18 protein-coding genes are annotated in these 24,589 nt (G+C 43.8%); 7 read left to right on the plus strand and 11 right to left on the minus strand.

Translation table 11 applies throughout. The features are described 5' to 3' along the window. Positions 1 to 10: 10 nt before the first annotated feature. Positions 11 to 613, plus strand: coding sequence for a hypothetical protein (locus DVG78_RS16970; protein ID WP_114462252.1), 603 nt, complete (start codon positions 11 to 13; stop codon positions 611 to 613). Between the two features lie 67 nt (positions 614 to 680). Here the strand turns inward: DVG78_RS16970 and DVG78_RS16975 are convergent, their stop codons facing one another. The 3 genes from DVG78_RS16975 to DVG78_RS16985 all read right to left on the minus strand — a co-directional run bounded on the left by DVG78_RS16975 (position 681) and on the right by DVG78_RS16985 (position 6,568). Beyond that, complete coding sequence (locus DVG78_RS16975; protein ID WP_114462253.1) at positions 681 to 2,102, minus strand: hypothetical protein; 1,422 nt, start codon at positions 2,100 to 2,102, stop codon at positions 681 to 683. Positions 2,103 to 2,457: 355 nt separating this feature from the next. Further along, complete coding sequence (locus DVG78_RS16980; protein WP_114462254.1) at positions 2,458 to 3,702, minus strand: FG-GAP repeat domain-containing protein; 1,245 nt, start codon at positions 3,700 to 3,702, stop codon at positions 2,458 to 2,460. Between the two features lie 13 nt (positions 3,703 to 3,715). Continuing rightward, the gene (locus tag DVG78_RS16985) at positions 3,716 to 6,568 is read right to left on the minus strand and encodes a PVC-type heme-binding CxxCH protein (RefSeq protein WP_114462255.1); all 2,853 of its coding nucleotides are present in this window, start codon (positions 6,566 to 6,568) and stop codon (positions 3,716 to 3,718) included. Between the two features lie 290 nt (positions 6,569 to 6,858). Between DVG78_RS16985 and DVG78_RS16990 the strand changes: the two genes are divergently transcribed. Both DVG78_RS16990 and DVG78_RS16995 read left to right on the plus strand, forming a co-directional pair. Then, complete coding sequence (locus DVG78_RS16990; RefSeq protein WP_114462256.1) at positions 6,859 to 7,194, plus strand: hypothetical protein; 336 nt, start codon at positions 6,859 to 6,861, stop codon at positions 7,192 to 7,194. 842 nt (positions 7,195 to 8,036) lie between these two features. Continuing rightward, positions 8,037 to 8,309, plus strand: a complete 273-nt coding sequence (locus DVG78_RS16995; protein ID WP_114462257.1) for a hypothetical protein — start codon at positions 8,037 to 8,039, stop codon at positions 8,307 to 8,309. Between the two features lie 8 nt (positions 8,310 to 8,317). Here DVG78_RS16995 and DVG78_RS17000 read toward each other — a convergent pair whose 3' ends face one another. From DVG78_RS17000 to DVG78_RS17015, 3 genes are all read right to left on the minus strand, one after another. Beyond that, positions 8,318 to 9,700, minus strand: a complete 1,383-nt coding sequence (locus DVG78_RS17000; protein WP_158550044.1) for a hypothetical protein — start codon at positions 9,698 to 9,700, stop codon at positions 8,318 to 8,320. A 195-nt stretch (positions 9,701 to 9,895) separates the two neighbouring features. Beyond that, positions 9,896 to 10,345: a cold-shock protein gene (locus tag DVG78_RS17010; protein WP_114065882.1), complete on the minus strand. Its 450-nt coding sequence runs from the start codon at positions 10,343 to 10,345 to the stop codon at positions 9,896 to 9,898. 443 nt (positions 10,346 to 10,788) lie between these two features. Beyond that, positions 10,789 to 11,997, minus strand: a complete 1,209-nt coding sequence (locus tag DVG78_RS17015) for a PQQ-dependent sugar dehydrogenase (RefSeq protein ID WP_310589128.1) — start codon at positions 11,995 to 11,997, stop codon at positions 10,789 to 10,791. Positions 11,998 to 12,335: 338 nt separating this feature from the next. On the opposite strand from DVG78_RS17015, the gene DVG78_RS17020 reads away from it, so the two are divergent. Both DVG78_RS17020 and DVG78_RS17025 read left to right on the plus strand, forming a co-directional pair. Next, on the plus strand, positions 12,336 to 12,866 hold the full coding sequence (locus DVG78_RS17020; protein WP_114462261.1) for a gluconate 2-dehydrogenase subunit 3 family protein: 531 nt from the start codon (positions 12,336 to 12,338) through the stop codon (positions 12,864 to 12,866). Between the two features lie 77 nt (positions 12,867 to 12,943). Next, on the plus strand, positions 12,944 to 14,656 hold the full coding sequence (locus DVG78_RS17025; protein WP_114462262.1) for a GMC oxidoreductase: 1,713 nt from the start codon (positions 12,944 to 12,946) through the stop codon (positions 14,654 to 14,656). 112 nt (positions 14,657 to 14,768) lie between these two features. Here DVG78_RS17025 and DVG78_RS17030 read toward each other — a convergent pair whose 3' ends face one another. From DVG78_RS17030 to DVG78_RS17050, 5 genes are all read right to left on the minus strand, one after another. Next, on the minus strand, positions 14,769 to 15,218 hold the full coding sequence (locus tag DVG78_RS17030; RefSeq protein ID WP_114462263.1) for a DUF6252 domain-containing protein: 450 nt from the start codon (positions 15,216 to 15,218) through the stop codon (positions 14,769 to 14,771). Between the two features lie 76 nt (positions 15,219 to 15,294). Continuing rightward, complete coding sequence (locus tag DVG78_RS17035) at positions 15,295 to 16,410, minus strand: OmpA family protein (RefSeq protein ID WP_114462264.1); 1,116 nt, start codon at positions 16,408 to 16,410, stop codon at positions 15,295 to 15,297. Positions 16,411 to 16,441: 31 nt separating this feature from the next. Further along, positions 16,442 to 19,201 (minus strand): 3-coathanger stack domain-containing protein, encoded by a 2,760-nt coding sequence (locus tag DVG78_RS17040; protein ID WP_147277103.1) that lies wholly within the window; start codon positions 19,199 to 19,201, stop codon positions 16,442 to 16,444. A gap of 323 nt (positions 19,202 to 19,524) precedes the next feature. After that, the gene (locus DVG78_RS17045) at positions 19,525 to 20,163 is read right to left on the minus strand and encodes a response regulator transcription factor (RefSeq protein WP_114462266.1); all 639 of its coding nucleotides are present in this window, start codon (positions 20,161 to 20,163) and stop codon (positions 19,525 to 19,527) included. Between the two features lie 81 nt (positions 20,164 to 20,244). Next, entirely contained in the window at positions 20,245 to 23,217 is a 2,973-nt protein-coding gene (locus DVG78_RS17050; RefSeq protein WP_114462267.1) for a sensor histidine kinase, read from the minus strand. A gap of 189 nt (positions 23,218 to 23,406) precedes the next feature. Between DVG78_RS17050 and DVG78_RS17055 the strand changes: the two genes are divergently transcribed. Together DVG78_RS17055 and DVG78_RS17060 are read left to right on the plus strand one after the other, a co-directional pair. Continuing rightward, positions 23,407 to 24,288 carry a cell division protein FtsX gene (locus DVG78_RS17055; protein WP_114462268.1) on the plus strand — a complete coding sequence of 294 codons (882 nt, stop codon included), beginning with the start codon at positions 23,407 to 23,409 and terminating at the stop codon, positions 24,286 to 24,288. A gap of 47 nt (positions 24,289 to 24,335) precedes the next feature. Next, positions 24,336 to 24,548 (plus strand): DUF3098 domain-containing protein, encoded by a 213-nt coding sequence (locus tag DVG78_RS17060; RefSeq protein ID WP_114462269.1) that lies wholly within the window; start codon positions 24,336 to 24,338, stop codon positions 24,546 to 24,548. Positions 24,549 to 24,589: the final 41 nt, after the last annotated feature.

Raw genomic sequence — 24,589 nt, forward strand, 5'->3', positions numbered from 1 at the left:
CTGCAAACTGATGAAAGCGATTTTGATGGGGGCGTGTTTGTGGGTGTTTATGGCCAAAACCCAAGCCCAAAAGGGGGCAGATAGACCTAATAATGGGGTCTATCTGACGGTGGATGATTATATTCACCATCGTTTGGTCCACGAATTTACCAATAAAAGGGAAGGGTTTAGCTTGCGGACACCCCGCATGAACCGCATTAAAATCATAACCCCCGATTCTACCTATCAGTATGATTTAACTACCGTATTTGGGTACCGTCAAGCAGGTCGTGATTGGTGTTATCGAAGTGGGGAATTGGTGGAAATCATTGGTTATAAATCGCTTGAATTGCTGAATTATGAAGGATTATGGCTGTATCGTCGCCGCGACTGGTCGGAATTAAGCCCTAATTATACCTACTTTTTTAGTAAGTATCCAACGGGAGAACTGAGTTGGTTGAGTCGAAAAAAAGTTAAGGAAGCCTACAAAAAAGATACAGCATTTATAAGCTTACTCAATCAAGTGCGCTGGGGTAGAATTCTGAACACATCTACCAAGACGGGTCGGCCTTTATTGCTAGATATCTACGCAACAGCGCACCAACTTCACTTTAGTCTGAAAGACAAAGAATAACTTAAATCGTATAATAAACTGGCAGAGAAACACTCCACGCCAATGATATTCAGCGCCAAGAAACTCACTAATTTGGCTTTGTAGCTGGTTTAGGAGTGGTGGTAGTAAAGAAACTGTTTGGAACGACCGCTTTCCATAGTTCAAGGTATTTATCATGCCCTGATTTACCCCTAAAATGTCCTGTCCCACCATTATCCCGCCAAGGGCCTTGGGTGGAGGGCTCGCTTAGGTCAATTCCCAGACTTGTGTTTGGGATTGTATTTAAAACCTGCTGTATTTTGTCATTGACAACTGTTGTGTTTTGATTTAAAAAATTAACGCCTTCTTTACTTAATTTAAAAGCCAATTGGGGATGATTGGCCTGTACTGTTCGGGTATGGTTGATGACAAAAACGAAGTTTTCGTAAAGAGTAGGTAAAAAATCGGGGCCCACATCATTGCCTCCGTGTTCAACTAGCACCGCTCTTAGGCCCGTGAGGGGGATGTATTTGTAAAAAGCGGCCTCAACGGGGCGGTAGGGCATCCAATATTGGTCTTGCCCGCCGAACCAGTCAAATCCAAACCGTTCCCTTTTTATGTTTTTCATATTCATCCAAACATTAGACCCACCGTAGGCGGTCATGTACAACAAAATTGGGACGTTCAGACGTTTGGCAAGCGTGTCCCCAAAGCGCCCCCACATCCAACTGTGAACCCCAAAGGGACCAATATTTGAAGTATCAATGGGTTGAAAAACGAGCGGAAGGGCATCAAGGTCCTGCAATTTTCCAGGTTCATTGGGTATTGAAGGATTACGAAGTACTTCCACCGTGCGTACTCTTGGGTCGGAAGAAGGCTCATCGTAAGACGGGTCTCCTGCTAGAAAACTGTGTCCCCAGAGTAATAAAACTTCACCCACACCGACCCGTTCTACCGTTCGAGAAGTGCCGTAAATCGGCGTCGTACCGTTGCTCGAAGGTATGTATCGTAGGATTGTTTTGACTTCTAACCGGTAATCTCCGCCTGTAATCCAGAGACTGTCGAGGTACTTACCGTTGGTTGCTAGAAACAAATCACTTTGGGCGGTTCCGCCCTGAATGGGTATCAGATTCACTTCTACAGCAGCGGCACTACTATCGCAGGTACCCGAAATCCGCAATACCGCTTGATTGGTGTTATTTCGTTGGATAATCTGATTTGGTTTTGGGAAATCAACTTCAATTTGTCGGCCAACAATAATGCCCAAATAAAAACTCGAACCCGTTGCGGCGGTAGAAAACCCGGGCGATAATGAAATAGATTTAGCGGCAGAATCCGTCTTGGAGGGTGGCAGAGCAAGCGTGCTGTTTCTGGTAATATTATTGGAAATAGAAGTTGAAGCTCCGGTTCTGAGGTTTCTGGTTTTTGGGATGGAATCTGCCTTTGACGAAAACTGGTCGGGGGATTGGGAAAAACTGGAACTATAAAAAAATACAAAAGGAATCAGTAAAAATAGACCTCTTTTTCTCATTTCTCACTGCACATTTAGTTGTTATTTGATTGATTTCTAGTTGTTTTTTAATTTTTGTCGATGGGTTGTTGCGTTTAAATCAGTTTGGTAAATGAAAAAATATCTATTTACATTGACCATAGATAACCCATATAGCAAGTATAAAAAGTGCCCAAAAATAATCTTAAAGAGGCAGAATTGAAAAAATTCTTTAAGAAGTTACTTTTTTTAGGGGGAAAGAATATACTGATTGGTGATTTTTAGGAGGGTTGTTAGGGCTAGAAAAGCAAGGTTGGGTTTCTTTGACTGTATGTTTTATTTTCACTTTTTGGGAGAATGGCAACGTGACGCTATGACACGTTGCCAAGGAAAAGATTTATTTCTTTAGATTATTTTCAAACAGAAATACGCCGTTTTTATTAGCAATGATGATGTCGGGTTTTCGGTCTTTGTTCATATCCTGTACTGTGATATTTAAGCCTGCACCCGAATCATTGTCGATGACGTGCTCCGTCCAGTAGGGCTTTTGGCCCGGTGTCAGGTCAAACCACAGGAGGTAGGCGGCATCGGCATCGCCGGGGTCTCGGCCGTGGTGGGCCAAAAACCGCTTGCCAGTGATGTATTCTTTCCGCCCGTCACCGTTCAAATCTGCCATGATGGATGAGTGGGTTTGGGCCGTGGTGGTGCTCATTACGTGCGTCGTGAAGTTGATTTTGCCTTCGCTATCCGTAATCTGTTGGTGCCACCAAATGCCCAAAGCGTGGGCCGAGGCGCTGATGACATCGTTTTTGCCGTCACCATCCACATCCACAACCTGCATGTGTGAGCAGGGCTGTCCCAAATCGGCAGGATGGAATTTCCAGTTGCCGGCGGTTCTATCAGCGGTCCCTTCAAACCAACCTTCGCGAATGACTACGTCGTTCAGACCGTCTTTGTTTACGTCGCCGTACCCAATTCCGTGCGAAAAAATCTCGGTTCCGGGCACATTTTCGGCGCTTAGGTTGTAGCGTTTCCATTCCGTTTCTCCCCGTTTTACGGGGGCTTTCAGCCAGATAATCTGTTTTTTGGCTTTGTCTCCGCAAAGAATGTCAAGGCGTCCGTCGCCATCCATGTCAATAAAGCCCGGCGATTCGTTGGCGATACCGACCGAATCGGCAATGATGTGTTTTTGCCAGACGCCCGGTTTATTGCGCGGATTTTCAAACCAAAAAGCAGGCTTCCCTGGAAAATCAATGATGACAACATCGTCCCAACCATCCAAGTTTACATCCATTCCCATGTTCAAAAACGAGTTGCTGTATTCTTTTCTAGGGTTAAATACTCGTGAAAACATCCCAAAACCCACCGTCGATGCAGAGGTTTCGGCGGTGGAGGTGCTAGCGATTTCGGCGGGAGCCATTTGGTGTTTTATCCACGAAGGAGCTTCAAACCAATAATATCCTGCAATGATGTCTAATTTCCCATCTTTGTTGAGGTCGGCTACGGCCACGCCTTCCGAGATAAAATCCCCCGTCAATTTTGTTTTCTTAAAGCCTGAAGGGAGTATAGTGGTTACGGGTTGGCAAAAGGCGGTCTCGTAAACAAAAGTGAAAAGGATGATTATCAGATGTTTGGTCTTCATTGTTGCGAAGTTTTTATTTTCCTAATGCTTTATCAATCAGCATTTCACTTTCGTGATTTTCGTGCGAATGCACTTTTCCTAAGCGGTCTTTCAGGTCTTTGAGAAGTTTTTTAGACTCTTCGGTGCCAATCGCCGTTACGCGCTGAATCGTGTAAGGGAGTAGCTTAGGGAATTTGGAAGTTTCGGCCATTTGCAATGCGCGTTTCGCATCGACGGCTGCCAGAGGTTCGGCGGCGTACCACAGCATCAATGGCAGATTATGGTCCTCTTTATCTTCGGCTTTCTGCGCTAGGGCTTCCACCACGTCCCATCGTTGCGACGGTTCGAGTCGCATCATTGCCGAGGTTAAGTAAAGTCTTACTTGGGCAGAAGGGTCGTTTTTTGCCAGTCCTGCAAAACGTTTTAGGGTTTCAGGATTCACGTTTTTGTCTTCGGTTACTAACTGAATGGCCCAGCTCCTGACGTATTCATTTTCGTGGGAAAGTAACTCAACCAAATCCTTTTCGGTGAGTCCTTGGGTGACGTGGAGTGCCCACAGTGCCCGTAGTTTGCGGGTAGCATCGGGATTTTCGGCGAGTATTTTTTTGAGTGCTTTGTGGACTTTCTTATTGGGCCCGCGCTCCTGCAACAGCGTTCGGGCTTGCCGTACGTACCATTCGTTGGCGTTTAGCTGATAGTTTACCAATTCCATATCGGAGGCTTTGGCCAAGTTTACCTGTACCCATTTATCATTTTCGTGGGTAATTTTAAAAATTCGGCCCATGGTTTTGTCATGAACGTCGGGATTGGGGCTATGGCATTGGTTTTTATCGTACCAGTCAATGGCAAAAACCGACCCACTGGCGTCGTATTTGAAGTTGAGCCACTGCGACCAAGTGTCATTCATCACCATAAAATCATCCCCGTGTCTAACTACGTACCCCGAACCGCTCCGTTGGGGATGGTCTCGGTTTAGCCGGGCGCCGTTGATGTTGTTCATAAAAATCTCATTTCGGTACTCTGCGGGCCATGAACCGCCCAGATACACCATGGCTCCTGCGTGGGCATGACCACCGCCTTTGGCCGCCGAACGAAAATTGCCCGCGTGGGGACCGCGCTCACCCACCCAGTGTACGTGGTCAGCGGCGGTTTTGATGTCGTCGTAGGTGTAGGGGTTAAAATGTTTACCCGCTTGCCGCTGATAACGGGCATTTTGGATAATATGGTACATGTGCGGAATCACGCAGGCCGTGATGAAAGGATGCCCGTAGTCGTTAAAATCAATGCCCCAAGGGTTGCTCGTGCCTTCGGCAAATACCTCAAATTGGTGGTTGGTGGGGTGGTATCGCCACACGCCCGCGTTGATTTTAGTACGCTCTGCATCGGGAGCGCCGGGTTTTCCGACGTTGGAATGGGTAAACACACCGTGCGTTCCGTAAAGCCAACCATCGGGGCCCCATCGCAAGCTGTTCAGGGTCTCGTGGGTGTCTTGTGTTCCCCAGCCGTCCAATAGTTTTTGGGGCGGCCCAGCGGGTTTGTCATTTTTGGCGTCTATCGGGATATATAAAAGATAGGGCGCTGCTCCGAGCCATACGCCACCCATGCCGACCTCGATGCCACTGACCAGATTCAGGCCTTCCATGAATACTTTTCGGCTGTCGAGGGTGCCGTCGCCGTTGGTATCTTCCAAAATCAAAATGCGGTCTTTACCCTGTCCCTCAGGCGCAGGAGTAGGGTACGTGTGGCCTTCCACCACCCAAATGCGGCTCCGTGAATCTATCGTAAAACTAATGGGGCGAACCACGTCTGGCTCGGCAGCGGCCAAGGTTATTTTAAAGCCTTTGGGTGGAGTCATGGCTTTGGCCGCATCGATGCCCGACAGCCCCGCATTCAGGACAGGGTCTAAGGGGGGAAGAATAATGATGTCTTTCTGTTTCAGCTCGTTAGGGAATTCGGGGCGGGTGGGATAAAATAGGAATTCATCAAAGTTGATGTGCGCCCACTTGTCATGGGGAATGTACGGGATTTGGGAAATACCCGTTTCGTTGTCAATAATCTTGATGTAAATCTCTTTGTCTAAGTATCCATGAAGGTCGACCACGACTGGTTGCAGCGTGGCGCGCCCTTGTCCAGTGATGTTAAAGATAATCTGATCGGTGCCAGCCAAACGTAATTCGACGCGGGTGTCCGCTAATGCCCCCCCCGAAACCCGAAACGCAGCATAAGGATGGGTTACTTTAAAAGGAGTAGAGGTTAATGTTCCCGTCAATTTTGCGTTGGTTGTGCCTCCGCTGCTCAAAAAATGCGTTCCCTCAAAGCCAACACGCATGTCTTTTTCGTGGATGGGAGAAGGGTCGAGGGAAATCAAAGGGTTGGCAAAAGCCGTTCCAGTGGCGGTCCAATCTTTTAACGTACCCGTTTCAAAATTTAGATTTAACGGTTGACCGTCCTTTTTGGGCAGCTGCCCCTGAATGGTCGCGGTAGAAATAACTCCTTCTACCACTTCAAAATTTCCAACCATACCCGCCGCCCGGTGGCCGGGTACGGAGCAATAATAAATGTCACTTTGAGCGGCGGTGAAAGTAAGGGTGGTACTCATTCCTTTTTCCAGAATGGTCTTACTTTTTATGCCCATTTTTTCTAAGGCTATGTCGTGGGTCATCAATTCCGCATTGGTAATTTTTATTCGAACCCGGTCGCCTTTATTGGCCCGCAGGGTTGGGTTTCGGGCCCCGTCTGGGCTAAAATACCCAACCATTGAGGCCTCTAGCGCATAATCGCGGTCAAAGCGTGTGGTATCTTGAGTTTTTGATTGCTGGGCAATGGCGTGGTGAAATGCCAAAAATAAGGTGGTGCATAAAGGTAGAAGCAGACGTGAAAGGTGCATAGGATAGGTAAAAAAGGTTTGATTATACAAATTCCTTTTAAAATTATAAAATTATCTTGGTCTTTGATACTAACTGTATTACTTGAAATACTATATACGTTACTATCTAAAGGAGCAATTATCCCTTTATTTACTTGATAGACAGGGTTTATGGTCATAAATGTGGATTTGATTCCCCGTTTATGAGCGATGACGGCTGGCATTAAAATTGAGTATGTCATAAAGATTCTGCACATTTTTAATCAACTTAGTATTTATTCATGGCTAACTAATGAAATCACGCTACAATCATGGCAACGAAAAAAAATGATAATGACAAAAACGAGCGGGAGGAAGAGTTTCCGGGCTATCCGCTTTATCCTGCAAGTGAGGATATTTACAACCGAGCAACCAAAGAAAGTGACTTAGACCCCGAAGACCTGACCCAACGGAAGTCAGAAAATGATGAGGTGGGCGAATGGAACGAAAAAGACTTCGAGGATGATATTTCGGGTGGCGATTTGGATATTCCTGGCGCTGAATTGGACGATGAGCTAGAAGCCATCGGGTCTGAAGACGAAGAGAATAATTATTACAGTCTGGGAGGTGACAATCATATCGACCTCGAAGAGCAAAATGATGCGTAGAACCAAAGCAATCTAGCGGGGGAATATTTAAGTTATTTCTCCGCTTTTTTTAAATACACAGATGGCTCACAATCGCTACAGACCAAATAGCCGCCGCTCAGGGAGGCCGTCGCAAAATGTGATGGGAGAAATGTTCCAAAAAACACCTTGGTGGGTATGGATTATTGTGTTGCTGCTTCTTATTCTCTTTTGGAAATTGACGGGAAGATGAATGTCTTGGATGTATACCAAGAGAATTGAAGAAACTGGATAGATGGACAAGTAAAAGCCTTTTTACACGACAATAACGGCTTTTTTTAAATTTTTTTATTAAAAAAAACTAATCAAAACATGTTTCTTTTTCCCTTGTTGGGATAGATGTATGCGCAGGGTTTTAAAAATTTCGATAGCAGAATGGGTTGTCTATTTTTGTCTTTATGGGATATTATTTTGCTTATATCTGTCGGTATCGCTACTCATTCACCAGAAATTGTTGTAAGTCAATAAGTATTTAGAAATGTGATAATGTATATTCATTTTTGTATTATTGCAATATTTGACTATATAAGCCATTTATGTTTTTAGTTATCTTTCCACATCCCAAGTAGTATAGTTAAAGGCAAATTGAAGTGAGCGACTAACTGCGGCTAACTTTTACCTTACTGCCGAAATATACTTAAAGTCAGTATTCGGTTTTAATAACTGAAAAATAATACGAATAGGCAGCGTTTTATAGAACTAAAAATGGGCGATAATGATTGTTTTGACCAATTAGAGGACGGAGATTAAGGGAAATTTAATTTGGAAATAATTTAGCTTATCTGCTATATTTGAGGAAGTTACCCTACTAAATACCATAAATAATGTTTATTCGTTACGCAATCTGCCCAATTACCGGGCTTGAGATTGTACCTTGTTCTAAGTCCGATGAAACCTTTGACGGCTACAAGTACATCATTCCCAGTATCAGTGAAAAACTGCTGGTGTCAATCTCAAATAATGTTCTCCAAGACCATGAAAGTCGGAGTGCTCTTATCGAGCACCGTGATAAGTTTGTGAAAAATCTTCAAATGATTTCCAAACTTAGGGAAGAAACGTTTGTTTCACAGGGCAACTGGTGGCTTTTTGTAAAATAGTACTTTTCTTATTCTACCGCCCCGATTGACGGCGGGTTGGCCCGTGGGGTATTGTAAAAATCGTCCATGAGGATGGATTGGTATAATCCAGCTTTTTTGGCGGGTGAAGTAGCAAGCAGCTTAAAACTTACTTCATCCGCCAGACCAGCTGCCGCTGATGTAGCAAAATAGCGATTATTCGCAACCAAACTTGGCTTGGTTATGCTTTGCTGACTCCATATTTTATCGTTAGCCGATGTTTCAATCTGTTGGAAAGACAAATTGTTAAATATTTGAATATCACCTCCTTGTAAATTGTAAACATCCACTACTACCCCCACAAAAACAGTAGGTTTGGACGTATTCATCTTGCCAGCCGTGTTGTTAAATACTTTGGTGTTGCAATAGGTACTTACGCCTGGTATGATGTGGTAAGCAAAACTTTGCACTTCCAGCGCGCTGTATTTACGGCTGTTCCACACAATGTTGTTATAAAGAAGCACTTCTTTGGGTTGGCTGCCTTGGGAAAACGGCCAGAATCGTACAAAATTTCCCTGATGATTGGTACATTTATTATGGTGAACGCGGCCGTTGCCGAGCAATAAAAAAATGCCGTTGTGCTTATCAGTACCTCCGTTGATGTCGTCAAGTACATTATGGTGAATATCACATCCTTCCACGTTTCCGATGTAAAGCAGGGTTTCGACCGTTGGACAATTCTTAAAAGTGCAATAGGCGATTTCGGGGTTTTTACACAAGCCGTTATTAACTACGCCCGCCGAATTATTGAGGTTACCGTTGATTTGAATGCCGCCTGTATGATCAAAATCGCAGTGGAGAAGTTTAAAATTCAGAAAAGCGGTGGCATCAGTGCCGTTGTAGGTGGTGGTATTGTCGTAGAAAAGGGCATAGTCTTCCACGTTTTTCAGGCGTATTCCTTCCAGTGTCAATGCCTGTGGAATGCTCCCTGTAATGGTAATGGCCCGGTAGGTTACATCGTGCAGGAAAATGTTTTTAGCTTTACGATAGCCCGTGACCGTCAGATTGGAAACATTTTCCAACGTAATTCCTCCACCGACCACTTCTACGGGACCATTTGCCACAACCGTGATGGGTTGAGTGGCCGTTCCATTAAGATTGATGAATGACAGGTCTTTGTAGGTGCCGGGAGTGATAGCTATAATTTCGCCGGGTTTGATAGATAGTGCTTTTCCGTCGATTGTCAAATAACCCGAACCCGAACCCAAGGTGCGGGTGGGAATGAGTGGCACTTGGTCGTCTACCTCAAAAATGGGGTTGTCAAGCGGGGTTGCATTTCCTTTGCAACCGAATAAGAAAAGTAAAACCAGAAACAATTTCAACGTGTAGGGTAGGGTAATGGTTTTATGGACGGGGCAGTGCATAAGTGACATTAAATTAGCGGGAGTTATCAGGTCTCCCGTACTATTCTTTATGGGTATATCAAAGATAACAGAATGGTATATATTATAACGACAAAACAGCGTATTTTGTACGTTGTTTTACTGATTTTTTGGGACTTATATTCACGACAAAGCCCCGAGAGTACTCTTCTCGGGGCTTTGTCGTGAATATATTGGGCACTTTCTCTACATTTTCTTCACCGCAACGGCACTTGGCCCTTTTTGGCGTATTTCAATTTCGAAAGTAACTTTATCGTTTTCTTTGATTGGACCGCTCAGTTCATTGATGTGTACAAAGATGCTTTCCTGCGACTTAAGGTCCCGGATAAAACCATAGCCTTTTTGCTCGTTAAAGAAACTCACAACTCCCTCTCTGATAATCTCTACTGGCTCGTCAATCTGTTTGGCAACCCCAAGCGTAATGTCTTCACTGTTAACGACCTTCTTTTTCCGTGGGTCTGGTGGCGTGTTGGAAATGTTGCCATTCTCGTCAACGTAGGCAATCATGTCTTCAAGGGATTGACCCTTCTTGGCACTTGCCTGCCGTTCTTCTTTTTTCTCCTCCTTGTCCTTCTTCTTCTTTAATTTTTTCTTCTCTCTTTCTTTTTTACTAAATGTCTCCTGTGAACTAGCCATATTTTATTGTTCTTGAGCGTTGTATCCGTTTTTCAATAGCTTGAGGGGGTTAAAAAACAGATGGTGTTGTGGTTTTATTGAATAGAAATACCAATCAAATGAGAGCTTACAATACGACTTAAGAATGCCCCAACGAGTAATCGTAAAAGGCATAAGTTGGACGGAAAAATCAGGAAATATTGGTATTCTGTTTAGTATCAACGCAAAAAAGTGCGTAATAATTTCCTATTAGATTAATTATATATTGTGATTTAAAAATAAATGAGAAAATGCTCTTCTGAAAGCCCTTTAAAAGCCCTTTTTTTAGCCATTATTTATTCTATTTAGCACCCTAAAATGCAAAAAGTTATATGTAAGTATCTGTAAATTAATGGTTTGTGTTTTTAGTTGGTCTTCAGCAATTTCCTGAATGTATATTTTGTCAAAATCATACCGAAAAGCCTTTATTTTGAGGATACAAAACGCTTTATTTGTCCTTTATAATGGTCAAGCACGTATATTTCGTGGTTGGCATCTTCGCCAAAGGCGGAAACTGAGCCCCCGTTGGCGTTGAGTAATTCATGGCTTGTTTTGGTATTTTCTTTGAATGTCAATGTCCATATATTGCCATTGCTGTAGTCGGCAAACAGGTATTTGCCACGCAATGCTGGCAGTCTTTTTCCACGGTATACAACCCCTCCGGTGACTGAAGTTCCATCGCTGCGAGGATACTGGTGAATCGGATTTATGAGGCTATCAGCTGGGTCACAATCTTTGCGAGGATTGTAACAACGGTTCCCTTCTTTCAGTCGCCAACCATAATTGCCCCCTTTGGTGATGATGTCAATTTCTTCAAATTCATTTTGTCCTACATCGCCCGCCCAAAGTTGGCCAGTTTGGGCGTCAAAACTGAATCGCCACGGATTCCGCAGCCCTAATGCGTAGATTTCTTCTCGGTACCCCAGCGTATTGGCGGCATAGGGATTGTCGGCAGGGATGCCATAGTTTCCTTTGTCGGTTTTGGCCACGTCGATGCGGAGAATTTTTCCGAGCAGTGATTGTCGATTTTGGGCATAATTGTGCTGATCGCCCCAAGCGCCTCCGTCTCCCGTAGAAATATAAAGAAATCCGTCGGGACCAAAGGCCATTTTTCCGCCGTTATGATTGTCGTAGGGTTGGGTGAACTTCAACAGAATTACTTCAGAAGAAGCCGCCGCTTTCATGTCTTTATAAGACGCAACTTGATAGCGTGCAATGATGGTTTGGAGGGGTTTGCGTTGGGTATAATTGACGTAAAAGTAGCCGTTTTTGATAAAATTGGGGTCAAAAGCCAGACCGAGCAATCCCATCTCGCCACCACCGCTTACCCGATCACGAATATCGAGGAAAACCTGCGCTGATTTGGTGGTGGCATTGTTGTCAAACACTTTGATTCGGCCAGACTGCTCTACCACAAACACCCGATTGGTACTGTCGCCAGCGTGCGTAAATTCTACAGGCTCATTAAATGATAAATTTGGGAAAGCGTTTTCAAGAATATTTGTGGTGCCGGGAGTTAAATTTTTGACGTATTTTTTTTCGTTAAATTGATACATCAACAAAACCAAATAGGCTATTCCTACAGCCGCTACTAAAATAAGAAGTGTTGTTGCTTTATGTTTGAGTGAAGTCATTATCATTGGCTAAGAATTTCTAAAAAACAAATAAGTGAATTAAACGTTTTATGTAAATCGTTGATTATGATTGGATAATACGAAGAATTCATCGCTGAATTGCGCCTTTTGAACCACGATTTAATGAATGGAAAGTCGTAACGCCTATTGGTGTAATGTCAAAAACAAACAGCTATTTTTCCAAAGGTACAGGAAGGTAACTTGTTACTTTCCAATTTTCGGTGATATTTTTGGGGCTTCAAAAAAAAGTACAACTAAATCTGCTTAATTTTTAATACGTATCATTAGTAAAAACACTAGATGCCAACCTTTATTTATACTTAACCACCCGAAAAAACATGAACCGTAGAGATGCTATTCAGCACGTTGCTATCCTTCTGGGAAGCGTGATCTCCGCTCCGACAATGGCAGGAGTAATGGGTCAAAAATTGAATGTAGGGGAAAGTCTTCCCGTGAGTGCCGAACAAGAGGCATTTTTGGCCGAATTAGCCGACGTAATTATTCCCACTACCACTACACCCGGTGCGAAAGCCGCTGGCGTTGAGAAATTTATTGTGCGGGTGATGCGCGATTGCTACCCCAAAGCTGACCAAGAAAAATTCTACTCAGGTCTTACCCAACTCAATACCGATAGCCGCTCGGCCTTTGGAAAGAGTTTTGTTGAACTGGACACAAAACAAAAGATTGACGCGGTAAAAGCGTTGACTACTAGCAACAAGCCTTTCTTTATGAGAATGAAAGAAATGACGGTGACGGGCTATTTTACGTCTGAAATCGGAGCAACTAAGGCGCTGGAATACCTGCCGATTCCCGGACGTTTTGAAGGATGTGTACCAATGAAACCCGGTCAGAAAGCATGGGCTTTGTAATGACAGATGAATCAAATTTATAGGTTAAAAGTGAACTTCTATACTTTTACCTTATCACACTTAACTTTGACCAAAAAATGTACCTAAATATAGATGCACAAAAAGAAATGACCTACGATGCCATTGTAATCGGCTCGGGGGTGAGCGGTGGCTGGGCAGCCAAAGAGTTGACGGAGAAAGGATTGCGTGTATTGATGCTCGAAAAGGGCCATAAACTGGAGCACGTAACAGGCTATGAAAATGCCATGAAAGACCCGTGGCAGTCAAATTATAACGGTCGGTTGACCGAGGCTCAGAAAGAGTCCCATCCAAAATTGAGCCGCGATTATCCCTACAATGAGATGTCGGAAAAATACTGGATGAATGATTCTGATTCATTGTACAAAGAAGTAAAGCGATTTGACTGGTACCGCCCCAACATCGTGGGTGGAAAGTCAATCATGTGGGGGCGTCAGTCGTATCGCTTGAGCGACATTGACTTTGAAGGTAACCTCAAAGACGGTATTGCGGTGGACTGGCCGATTCGCTATAAGGATGTAGCACCTTGGTATAGCTACGTGGAAAAAATCGCGGGGATTTCAGGCGAAAAATTAGGTCTGCCCCAATTGCCCGACAGCGAGTTTTTGCCGCCGATGGATATGTACTGCGTAGAAAAAGAAGTTCGTAAACGGATTGAGAAGGAATTTCCGGGTCGTAACATGACGATTGGACGGGTAGCCAACCTTTCCAAACCGACTCAACTCCAAATAAATAACGGTCGTGCGGCCTGCCAATATCGTAACAAATGTGCCTTGGGATGTCCGTTTGGGGCGTATTTCAGCACGCAGTCGTGTACTTTGCCACCTGCGGTAAAAACGGGACGTTTAACGCTCCGCCCTGAGTCGGTTGTTACCAATCTGATTTACGACGAAAACAAAAAGAAAGCAACGGGCGTACGCGTGATTGATGCCGTGACGATGGAAGAGCGGATTTTCAACGCAGGAATCATTTTTGTGTGCGGCTCAGCTTTGGGAACTACGGCAATATTGCTTAATTCAACTTCCAATCGCTTCCCGACAGGTTTTGGAAATGACAGCGGTGAATTGGGACACAACCTCATGGATCACCACTTCCGTACGGGAGCAAGCGGAACTTGGGAGGGAGATGCCGACAAATACTATTTCGGGCGCCGTGCCAATGGTATCTACGTGCCGCGTTATCGTAACATCGGGAATGACAAACGTGATTACCTCCGTGGATTTGGTTACCAAGGCGGGGGAAGCCGTGCGAGTTGGCAGCGAAATGTAGCCGAATTGAGTTTCGGGGCTGACTTCAAAGAAGAACTCACTAAACCAGGTCCGTGGTCGATGGGCTTGGGTGGCTTTGGCGAAACGCTGCCTTACCACGAAAACAAAATGTACCTCGACCCCAAAGAAAAAGATAAATGGGGCATGCCATTGGTGGTATTTGACGCCGAACTGAAGGAAAACGAGAAAAAAATGCGCGTTGATATGGCCAATGATGCCGCAGAGATGTTGGAAAAAGCGGGAGTGAAGAATGTGAAGTCTTATGACCGTGGTTCATGGCTGGGCATGGCTATTCATGAAATGGGAACGGCACGCATGGGCCGCGACCCCAAAACTTCGGTCTTGAACGGCAATAACCAAGTACACGCCTGCAAAAACGTATTCGTGACCGATGGTGCCTGTATGACTTCAGCGTCTTGCGTGAACCCATCGCTTACTTATATGGCCTTGACTGCTCGGGCGGCTGATTTTGCCGTAAAAGAGAAAAAGAAAGGCAATATCTAAGAAGCATAAATAACAACAAAAAGGGCTGGCGACCAGATGGTTTTCAGCCCTTTTACTTTTTTATTTAAATGAACACGTTTTAGGGTTCAAATGACTAACAAATGATTTTGGCTTAGAACTTCCCTTCAGTGATTGATACTTTCCCGCCGCTATTGTTGATACAAGTACCAAAAAAAGTTCCGCTTGGGACTTGCTTGCCTCCTGTGGTTGTGATGGAAGTAACGGTGACTTCGCCATCTTCCCAACCTGAGTGAATGACCGCTTTTTGCGAATATAACATGGCATTGCCGGTTCGGCTTTTGACTTTATAAGTACCTACCTGCGTTACTTTTCCAATCACTAAGCCAATGGTTTCTTGATTGGCAGCGGTAGCGTTGATGCCATTGATGACCATATTTTCGTTCTCAATAAATCGGGCGGACGCAGCTCCCGACCAACTCACTCCATTTACTTTCATGGTGATTGTGCCATTTGGGCTAGGAACCACATCGGTTTCGGAGGTGCCACCACACGCGGAAGAGATCAAAATAAGACTGGCAAAAATAAAAAGCGATGATTTCATTGATTGTTTGTTAATAGTGAAAATGATGTTTTGCAATAATTTCGAGGAGTTTTTTGCCTTTGAGAAAACGTGAGGCCTATAGTTTGATAAACTCAACTCTGCGATTGTTTGCTTTGCCTTCGGGGGTAGTATTGGGGGCTATGGGTTGGGTTTCTCCTTGGCCGTCGGTTTGGAGGCGGGAAGATTCGATACTAAACTCTCTGCTCAAATTGGCTTTGACAGAAGCGGCGCGGCGTTTAGAAAGATCAAGGTTGTTGGTATCTTCTCCGTCGGAGTCGGTGTGGCCGATGATGCGTACTTTCAGGGTTGGGTTTTCCTGCAAGACCTGCGATATCTGTTTGAGGATGCCATAAGATTCCGGCTTGATTTTATCCGAATTGCTATCAAACAAGATACCGGTTGTGGTGAATTTGCCATCGGTAATGAGTTTGCTGCGGGTGTCAGGTGCGCCTACCGCAAGCCGAACGTCAGAGATGTAAAATGCCATGTTAGACGTTAAGTTACTTGTGCCGAATACCACTTTTTTATAACCGACCGAAGCATCAAACGCGGTGGGTAGATCCCACACTTTTTCTTCATCTAAGTAGATTCTCAGACGTGTTTTTTGTCGCCAAACAGATACTTTTACCGTGGATTTTTGCGGCAAACAAAACTTGTCAGTGGTGATTTCATTATGGGCAATGGCCTTTGAGTCAGCGCCATACATATCTACTGACGTTTTTCCTCTTCCTCCTTTTAGTGGGGTAAAAGATGCCCTGACCCTTGATGGGAAATTGGCAGTAAACAGCTTTTTTTGCTCGGTATTTGGCGTAAAAATGATTGCAATAAAACGTGCTGCGTAATTTAATTCAGGATTGGCAGCTATCATAAACTCTAAGGTGAAGTTTTCAGGCAGGTTATTGACAAATGTTGGAAAAGCGGTTGTGTTGCTGTTGATTTTTAGCCATCGTCCGGGTGTTCCTTCAATAAGCACAATTTCACCGCTACCATTGGTATTCCATTTGGCAGGAAAATCGCCGATTTGGTCTTGGTCAAAATTCTCAAATGCTACCACTTTTTCGCCAGACACAAAATCAAATTTGCTGTAAGTTTTGAATTCACCGCTTTGTGCCTGAATATCTTTTTGAGAAATCAGCAAAAAGAGCAGAAATACAATCGCTTTTGTATTCTTTATCACTGTTTTACTTTTCATTTTCTGTTTGATAAAATCTCCTTTGGATCGTTTATTTTTGGGTTGGACTGCCTACTGAGCTTTCTTCAAAAAAGGGGCAACCTTGCAGATTGGTACGGAATGTAGCCCCCGTTTGGGTCTGAAAGCCAGGTAATAATGTAATGCTTTTACTTGCATCAAACACCACCGAAGTAGCCGATGCCACCGTGCCTACAGAGGTGATGTGCCCATCTCCAACCGCCATTGTAGCATCTATCGCCCCGACCCTTTGGTTCTTGAGAGGCGCTGGTACACTTGATGTAAAAGAACCCTGAATTCCCGCGAAGTGCGTACCCGCTTCGATGGGTACATCGGCTATGTATCGGTTGTCGGGGCAAGCTTCTTTGGGATGAAACTCGTAGGCACCTATGTCAAAAAATGAATAACGGCCATTGCTTAAAATGTCAAAAGAGGGCGCTGAAGAATAAATGCCGGCATTGACGGCAGGGCTGGTACTTCGCAGTCGGAAGCCATCGTCGGGACTGCCACCTATTAAATCGGGGCCGAGGAGGTTGGTTTCATCTGCAAAGAGTGGGTTTACGGCAAACAGATTATTAACGGCAGTAGCCCCGATACCATTGGGGGTATTGTTTAGAGGGTATTGCTCTGCGGCAAATTGCAGGATGTTGTTTCTAAAATCTCGACCATTTCGTTCAATGAAAAAATCGGCGTAAGTGGTAGTGGTGTTTGTACCAATGGCGTTTTTATAAAAAATATTATTGTAGGATCTGTTGATGTCGATAGGTGCGCCGGCGATGCCCGGGTCGTAGGTAAAGAGTGCTCCCCCAGATGTTTGCGCCGAATTTTTATAAAAAGTGTTATTATAAAATTGACCAAAATACAGGTCGTTGCGAACAGCTCCGCCTACACCCGTTGAAGCTCTGTTTCCTGAAAAAACGTTGTTTCTGAAAACGACACCACTTTCACCGATATAGATGGCACCGCCATTGGTGGTTGCTAAATTTCGATCAAAGTAATTATTATTGAATACTAACGGAGAACTAACATAAAAATAAACACCTGCTCCGTTACTCGCACTATTGTGCTTAATATTGCAATCGGTTATTTCAAAAGAAGTACTGAGGTACGCATAGATGCCGCCGCCATTTGGATTTGATGCACCGATGGTATTGCCCCCTTTGATGGTCAAACCTTTGAGTACTATTTGGGTGGCTCTCGCATCGGTTGTGAGTACATGGTAAGCGTTTTCGGTATTGTTGGCAATCGCCAATGTACCTCCTTCACCAGTCACTACATCATCATCTGCGAAATCTCCAGAGAGAATAGTTTCATTTTGGCGTGCTTTACGGGTGGAATACTCCAGAATTGACTCCGTTCCCAAAAAACCACCGTAAATTTTTAAGCCACCTTTGAGGGCAAAAGTGAAGTTGCGATTTGAACCGCTCGTAACCCCAAACGGTAGCCTATGGGGTTTATAGGTGCCTTTGGCTACCAAAATGCTATTATTGTCGCAATGGTTGGCGTAGCGCAGTGCAGTACCAAAGGCATTAGCGCCCCTAAACGCATTTTCCCAATTACTGCCATCGTTTAGACCCGTGGTAAGGCTTCCGTTTACGTATAAAATAGTATTCGAGGGCCCTGTATTTTGATATTCGTAGGCCCCCATGTCCAATGAAATACTCGAAATGGTATTGTCGATGGAAGGTATGTCTATTTCCCGGGTTTGGTTGGCCATGTCCACCCCTTCGGTAGAACCGTTGGTGCCTTTGTCAATACCGGGGCTGCAGGAAGTAACCCTTAGGCCGTCGTCACGGCTTCCCCATTTGCCATCTATACCTGCTGGAAAATCTATATTGATAAATTGAGGGTTTGCATTCAAACAATTGCTGCAAGTGATACCGTTTGCGCCCCATCCCTGCTCTAAGTTGGAAGAATAGCCCGTGACCCCGCTGCCGTTGTTGGCAATACCGGGGAAGTTTGGACTGGAATTGTACCAAACAATGACATTGATGATATACGGAACGGAATTATAATTGTACATAGCTCCCCCAGCTACATTGGCAGTATTCTGAATAATGGTACAATTTCTAATATCAGCGGCTGAGCCTTCGTGATTGTAGATGCCTCCTCCGCCTGCGGTTGCGGTGTTGTTGGCAATAACCGAATTGGTAATGTAAGGATTACAGGCGGTATTGAGAATCCCACCGCCGTCGGTGGCTTGGTTGTCGACAATGGCGCACAGGGCAATTCTGATGGGCGAATACACACAAAGCACGCCGCCTCCCCAACTTCGATAGTAAGTTCTGTCCGCCACCGTTACACTTGTTGAGCCATTGGCATTGCCTGCTTCAATCGTAAAGCGCTCTAAAACAGTCGAGTTGTTGCAGTCTATGGCCGTCACTACGTGGTAGACGTTGTCGTTGGTTTCGTATTTTATACCAAGGTCTCCACTCAGAATAGACTCATTGAGGTGTGAATTTCTGTTTGCGCGAGCAGTTTCGGTTCCAGCAAAACCGCCATAAATTCGTAGCCCTGATTTCAGCAGAAAAGTGTTGTTTCTATTGGTGAGGCTAGCAGTGCCGCAGGTAGTGCATCCACTCGGAACACTTGTCGGAAAATACTTGCCCGCTGCTACCCAAACCTCATCTTGGGCGGGAATGGCTATATCAATCATTGCTTGCAGATTTTCCGAAGCATTGGCCCACGAGCTGCCATCACCTGTACCTGTTGCGACAGGTTTTACGTAGCGGATAAGGGCATAAGTAGGGGTTATAAAAGAAACCAGTAATAAGAAAGAAATGATTTTTTTCATTTTTATGAAATTTTGACGTCGATACAGCCGTGATTTTTTTGCTAGTTTTAATCCTATAAAACAGTGCATAAGATTGACAAGTAGGGAGAGATAATGCCATATAAATCACAGTCGATGTTTTAGCAAAGGTCAGAAATACCACGACTTCAAAAATCACATCATCGGGTGAAAGGGATTCTACGCGCTCAGGTAGGTAGAACTACGCGCTGCGGCTTTAAATGCAGATTTGTCTTAGAAAGATTTTGGATTTATTGATGTAAAAAAATGATAAACCACTGGTAAGTGAAGGGGTGAATGCTGTAAGGTGGAAAAATAATTGGAGTCTACACAAGCCTATTGCGGATGGCTTTGACGACGGCTTCGGTGTTGGATTTTACGTGGAGTTTGTCATAAATATTTTTAAGATGGGTTCGAACCGTATCGATACTTAGATTAAGCTCGGCCGCAATCATTTTATAGCTAAGTCCTTCGACCAACCAACGCAAAACCTCCAGTTCTTTGGGTGTGAGATTGTAGTCAGCGGGGGGCGTTTTGGAAAAGAAATGTACTACCTTTCGGGCAATCAGCGGCGACATGGGAGCGCCGCCCTCCATAACTTCTTGAACCGATTCCAATACTTTTTGCGGGGGTGTTTTTTTTAATAGATACCCAATCGCCCCTGCTTGCATTGCTTTAAATACCCGTTCTTCGTCCTCAAAAACCGTCAGCATCAGGATATTTAATCGTTTGAAATGGACTTTTAGCAACTTTACCGCCTCAATGCCCGTAATATGAGGCATATCAATGTCCATCAAAACCACATCAGGCTGGGTACGTGTAATGTTTTCAACGATATTAACTGGATTGGCAAAACACCCCACCACTTCGAAACCTGTACTGAAATTGAGAAAGTGGAAAAGCCCTTCGCGAAAATCGTCGTTGTCGTCGACGATTACTACGCGGATGTTATATGCCTGTGACATGTAGTCGTTTTTTGCTTGTAAGAGAGAAGTAAAAGTAGTCATTTGATTTTCGTCTCAAATCACATGATTGGGTGAAATACGTCAGCTATTCAACTCAATATAAATGGCCGTTCCCTTGTTTTTCTGAGCGTCAATCCTGATTTTTCCACCAAGCTCTTCTGCGCGTTGGCGCATGTTTTCCAGTCCGTTGCGAAGGCTAGGTTTAAGCGGGTCAAATCCTTGACCATTGTCTTTAATAATCATATTTAGCGCCTTTTTTTCTATTTTTAACACTATTTTGAGCTCATTACAGCCAGAATGTTTTACGGCGTTGTTGATGCTTTCCTTCAAAATAAGATAAAGATTCCGTCTGGTTTTCATCGGGGCCTTAAGCTTTTGTAAGCGCGGATCAATATCAAAGCTGAGATGGATGTCCTTGGTTTCGGTGATGGTATAGGCATATTCTTTTATTCGTAAAACAATACTTTCGAGTGAGTCGTCTTTAGGATTGATGGCCCAAACGATGTCGTCCATGTTTTCCAGTACTTTTTGGGCGTTTTTAGTAATGCTTTCCATGAACTTACGCGTTTGTGCTTCGTCGATGTCAATTGATTTTTTGGCAGATTCGCTCAACATTGTAATACTGCTCAGGGTCGAGCCGACTTCATCGTGTAAATCCCGAGAAATCGAATTGCGTAAATGGTGAAGCCTGAGAATTTGCTTTAAGCGATAGCGATATAGGCCGTAAAAAAAGGAAGTAATGCCGCAAAAAAGCAAACCAAAGAACCACCAACTTCGGTAGTAGGGCGTAGTCACAAAGATTTGAAACTCTGCTATGTTGGAAGCAACGTTGCCATCGGTACGCAGCGCTTGTACCTTAAAAGTATAATGACCACCGCTAAGATTGGTATAACTAACATCCCGACGGGTATGTCCGTTCTTCCAACCTTTGTCAAATCCTTCCAGTTGATACCGAAATGTTATTTTTTCGGGATGATCAAACTCCACGACAGCATAGCGGAACGTGATGATATTTTGGTCGAAATTAACCTTGAACGGATTTTGAAGGTTATGGAAATCAATGGCTTGCCTTTCGTCCAATAGGCTGAAATCAGTCAGGAGCGTCTCGTATATTTTGGGAGTTATATGGGCTTGGAGTGGATCAAAATAATTAACCCCTTCTTCATGATTTAGGTAAAGATTACCGTTGTTTTCATAAATAAAACCGTAGAAATAATTGCTAATCAGCCCGTCATTCTCCGTAAACAATTGAAAATTTTCGGTAATAGGGTCAAAATTGAGCAAACCATCATTGGTATTCATCCATAGTTTGCCGCTTTTGTCAACGGCTAATCCATTTTTGAACCGAAGTGTCCTGTTATTGCCATAGCTTTTCCAGCTTTTAACCACCTGATGATTGCTGATTTTTAAGAATTCATTGCTAAATGCTACCCACATCGTTTGGGTGGAGTCAATATCAAGGGCAAATACATTTTGACGAGCCCCGATTTTTTCAGTTACTTTTTCAGTGTTAGTATCAAAAATATCCACTCCGTTGCGCGTGGCTAAGGCTATTTTCTGATTGTTCAGCCATTTTAAATCATACACAAAAGCGTGACTGATGGATTGTGGGTCGGTAATGACGGGAGTGTATACCGTTATTTTTTTGGTGGGAAAAGCTACTTTTAACAACCCGATTTCTGAACCAATCCAGGCGTTGTCGTATCGGTCAAATATGATGCGCCAACAAAGCAAATCGGGCTTTAGGTGCGCAGTTTGTATTGTCTTAATGCGCAATTGTGGGTCTATAATTGTTAGCTTTTTGGCCGACAATACCCAAAGCCTTCCCTGACGATCGTATTTGATTTGGGTGATTCCACTCCCGGGCATTTCAAAGGACTTAATGATTTTTTGATGTACTTTATCGTACAAAATCAAACCATAGTTTGAATTAGCTATCCATTGAAGATGTGGCTCGGAAGGATGTTGGACGATTTGCCGAACCCGACTGATGTTCAGTTTTCTAAAAAAAGGAAATAATTCTTTCTGAATCTGGAATTTCGTGGGATTGGCTCGGTAAAGCCCTTGGTCGGTGCTTAACCAAATATTGTGCGTGCTGTCTTGATAAATATTCAGGATTCTTCGGTAATGAAAACCATTGAGTTGGTTGATATGGGCATTGAAAAGTTGATAGGCATTTTTGTTTTCAGAATTCAGTACTGCCAAACCACCCGTAACCAATCCGCACCAAAGCACCTTTGTGCCCGTCAGATTTGGCAGGGTCGCGATACTTCTAATTTCCTTCCGTTCGGGATTGATTTCGGTGAGTACTGGGCGCGTAAATTGGCTGTTTTGGAAGGAAATCTCCCATATTCGGCGGTTTTCATCGCTGTAAATCCAGTGATTTGCCTTCGTGGAGTAAATGACCCATTCGGTTGCGGGCTTAGGAATCCGAAATGACTTCTGGGAGCGGGTGTCATAACTTATCCATTCTTCATTGGTCGCGATGATAAGCGTAGTGGAATTGATGCTGATTATTTTATGGGGCGTACTGAATGAAGGAATGGGAGTGGGTTCCAAACGTTCGGTATTAATTAGGTAACGAAAAAGGCCATTTTCACGGGCTATCCAAAAACACTGGTTAGGGATGTCATTAAACAAGGCAAATTTTTGCTTTACTTTTTTATTGTTAGCGCTGAATTCTTTGTTCTTCGTTTGTAGTTTCAGTTTAAATTGGTCTTGGACAGGGTCATATTTAAACAAATTGGCATTGCTGGTGGCCCAAATCCCCCCTTTGTAGTCTCTAATGACTTCGATAGACGGTTGGGCATCGGTTTTTGAGCTGTCTAGCAAGCTATAGTGCCGCACTTCGACCCCGTCTAAGCGATTGATCCCCTGAAACGTGGCGGCCCAAATAAAATGTTGTCGATCTTCCACTACGTTAAAAACATAATTGTCGGAAAGCCCCTCGTGGGTAGAATAGCGCTGGAAGAGAAGGTCGTTTGGTAACTGCGCCAATAACCCGCACGACCATAATAGCAGAACCGAGAGAAGGAGATTTTTTTTGGATAACATTTTGGACTCGAATGACCAGCAATTTGGTTAAAAAACTTTAAAAACGATTTACGAATCCACTATTTGAATTCGTTCTTGAAATAATTGCCTATTTTTGCAATGATTCATGGATGAATTTATGAACGAAGGTAATTGGTCTTTATACACTGAATAGTACGGGTGCCCCCGTCCTCACTTTACATTCTATTTATGCCTCTGAAAAAGAAAAAGGTTGGCAGTTATCCCAACGCCATGATTATTGTTAGCTTAACCGCGGCGTTATTTTTGATTGGGTTTTGTGGCTTGTTGGTCATGCAGTCCAAAAAGCTTATTTCTATCATTAAGCAAAATATCGAGGTGAGGGTCATGCTCGACAAAGGACTCGACTCCACCCAAGTGGCTGATATTCAGAAAAAACTGATTGCCAATCCCTTTGTGTTGAATATTGAAGGAAAGCCTCAAGTGATTTTTTATTCAAAAGACGAAGCGGCCCGCGAGTTTATTGCCGATACAAAAGAAGATTTCAGTGCATTTCTGGGCGAAAATCCCCTGCACGACAGTTATCGGGTACGCTTGCAGGAGGATTATTTTGAAGATACCAAACTCCAAAAAATCAAAACAGACGTTGAAAAATTGGAGGGCGTTTTTGAAGTAGTGTATCAGGAAAACCTAGCCGACCAAATCAATAAAAACCTCACCAAAATTTATATTATTTTGGCCACTTTTGCGGTCATTATGCTCATAATCATTGTATTGTTGATGAATAATACCATTCGTTTGGCATTGTATTCACAACGGTTTTTGATACGAAGTATGCAATTGGTGGGTGCTACCAATAATTTTATTCAGATGCCTTTTCTCAAAAACGGTGCGGTGCAAGGGCTCATCAGTGGTCTGATTGCGGCGGGTTTGATTGTGGGTTTACAGCAAGTGGCCCTTCGCCAAATTGAAGGTTTGCAGCTATTGCAGGAATACGAAAAACTGGGCTTTCTGCTCCTGGGTGTTATCATTTTAGGGGCGCTAATTGGAATTCTAAGCACGTTTCAGGCATTGGCGAGGTATTTGAGAATGACCCTAGATGATTTGTATTAATAAACCCATACCTCCTTTTTTATCAATTCAACATTTAAAATAGTCAAATGAAAAAGAACACATTTCCCTTTGGTAAAAGTAACTACACCTTCATGATTATTGGTATCGTCCTGATTTTGGGTGGATTTGTCATTATGAGCATGGACTCAGAAGAGTTTGGATTCGGTGTTTTAGGATTAACCGTTGGCCCATTGGTGGTAATGGCTGGTTTTGTGGTTGAGTTTTTTGCCATTTTACGCCGTCCTGCCGACGGCAAATAATTAAAACGTTATGAATGAGTGAGGAAGAAAAACCCTCACTG

Origin of the sequence: Runella aurantiaca, assembly GCF_003339505.1 — a bacterium.
Lineage (GTDB): Bacteria > Bacteroidota > Bacteroidia > Cytophagales > Spirosomataceae > Runella > Runella aurantiaca.

Bases quoted from the DNA above. Each gene is read 5' to 3' on its own strand.
- DVG78_RS16990 (WP_114462256.1), top strand. From the start codon at position 6,859: ATGGCAACGAAAAAAAATGATAATGACAAAAACGAGCGGGAGGAAGAG.
- DVG78_RS17040 (WP_147277103.1), bottom strand. From the start codon at position 19,201: ATGAAAAAAATCATTTCTTTCTTATTACTGGTTTCTTTTATAACCCCT.
- DVG78_RS16975 (WP_114462253.1), bottom strand. From the start codon at position 2,102: ATGAGAAAAAGAGGTCTATTTTTACTGATTCCTTTTGTATTTTTTTAT.
- DVG78_RS17020 (WP_114462261.1), top strand. From the start codon at position 12,336: ATGAACCGTAGAGATGCTATTCAGCACGTTGCTATCCTTCTGGGAAGC.
- DVG78_RS17050 (WP_114462267.1), bottom strand. From the start codon at position 23,217: ATGTTATCCAAAAAAAATCTCCTTCTCTCGGTTCTGCTATTATGGTCG.
- DVG78_RS17060 (WP_114462269.1), top strand. From the start codon at position 24,336: ATGAAAAAGAACACATTTCCCTTTGGTAAAAGTAACTACACCTTCATG.
- DVG78_RS17030 (WP_114462263.1), bottom strand. From the start codon at position 15,218: ATGAAATCATCGCTTTTTATTTTTGCCAGTCTTATTTTGATCTCTTCC.
- DVG78_RS17055 (WP_114462268.1), top strand. From the start codon at position 23,407: ATGCCTCTGAAAAAGAAAAAGGTTGGCAGTTATCCCAACGCCATGATT.
- DVG78_RS17015 (WP_310589128.1), bottom strand. From the start codon at position 11,997: ATGACTTCACTCAAACATAAAGCAACAACACTTCTTATTTTAGTAGCG.
- DVG78_RS16980 (WP_114462254.1), bottom strand. From the start codon at position 3,702: ATGAAGACCAAACATCTGATAATCATCCTTTTCACTTTTGTTTACGAG.
- DVG78_RS17025 (WP_114462262.1), top strand. From the start codon at position 12,944: ATGTACCTAAATATAGATGCACAAAAAGAAATGACCTACGATGCCATT.
- DVG78_RS16985 (WP_114462255.1), bottom strand. From the start codon at position 6,568: ATGCACCTTTCACGTCTGCTTCTACCTTTATGCACCACCTTATTTTTG.
- DVG78_RS17045 (WP_114462266.1), bottom strand. From the start codon at position 20,163: ATGTCACAGGCATATAACATCCGCGTAGTAATCGTCGACGACAACGAC.
- DVG78_RS17035 (WP_114462264.1), bottom strand. From the start codon at position 16,410: ATGAAAAGTAAAACAGTGATAAAGAATACAAAAGCGATTGTATTTCTG.
- DVG78_RS17000 (WP_158550044.1), bottom strand. From the start codon at position 9,700: ATGTCACTTATGCACTGCCCCGTCCATAAAACCATTACCCTACCCTAC.
- DVG78_RS17010 (WP_114065882.1), bottom strand. From the start codon at position 10,345: ATGGCTAGTTCACAGGAGACATTTAGTAAAAAAGAAAGAGAGAAGAAA.
- DVG78_RS16970 (WP_114462252.1), top strand. From the start codon at position 11: ATGAAAGCGATTTTGATGGGGGCGTGTTTGTGGGTGTTTATGGCCAAA.
- DVG78_RS16995 (WP_114462257.1), top strand. From the start codon at position 8,037: ATGTTTATTCGTTACGCAATCTGCCCAATTACCGGGCTTGAGATTGTA.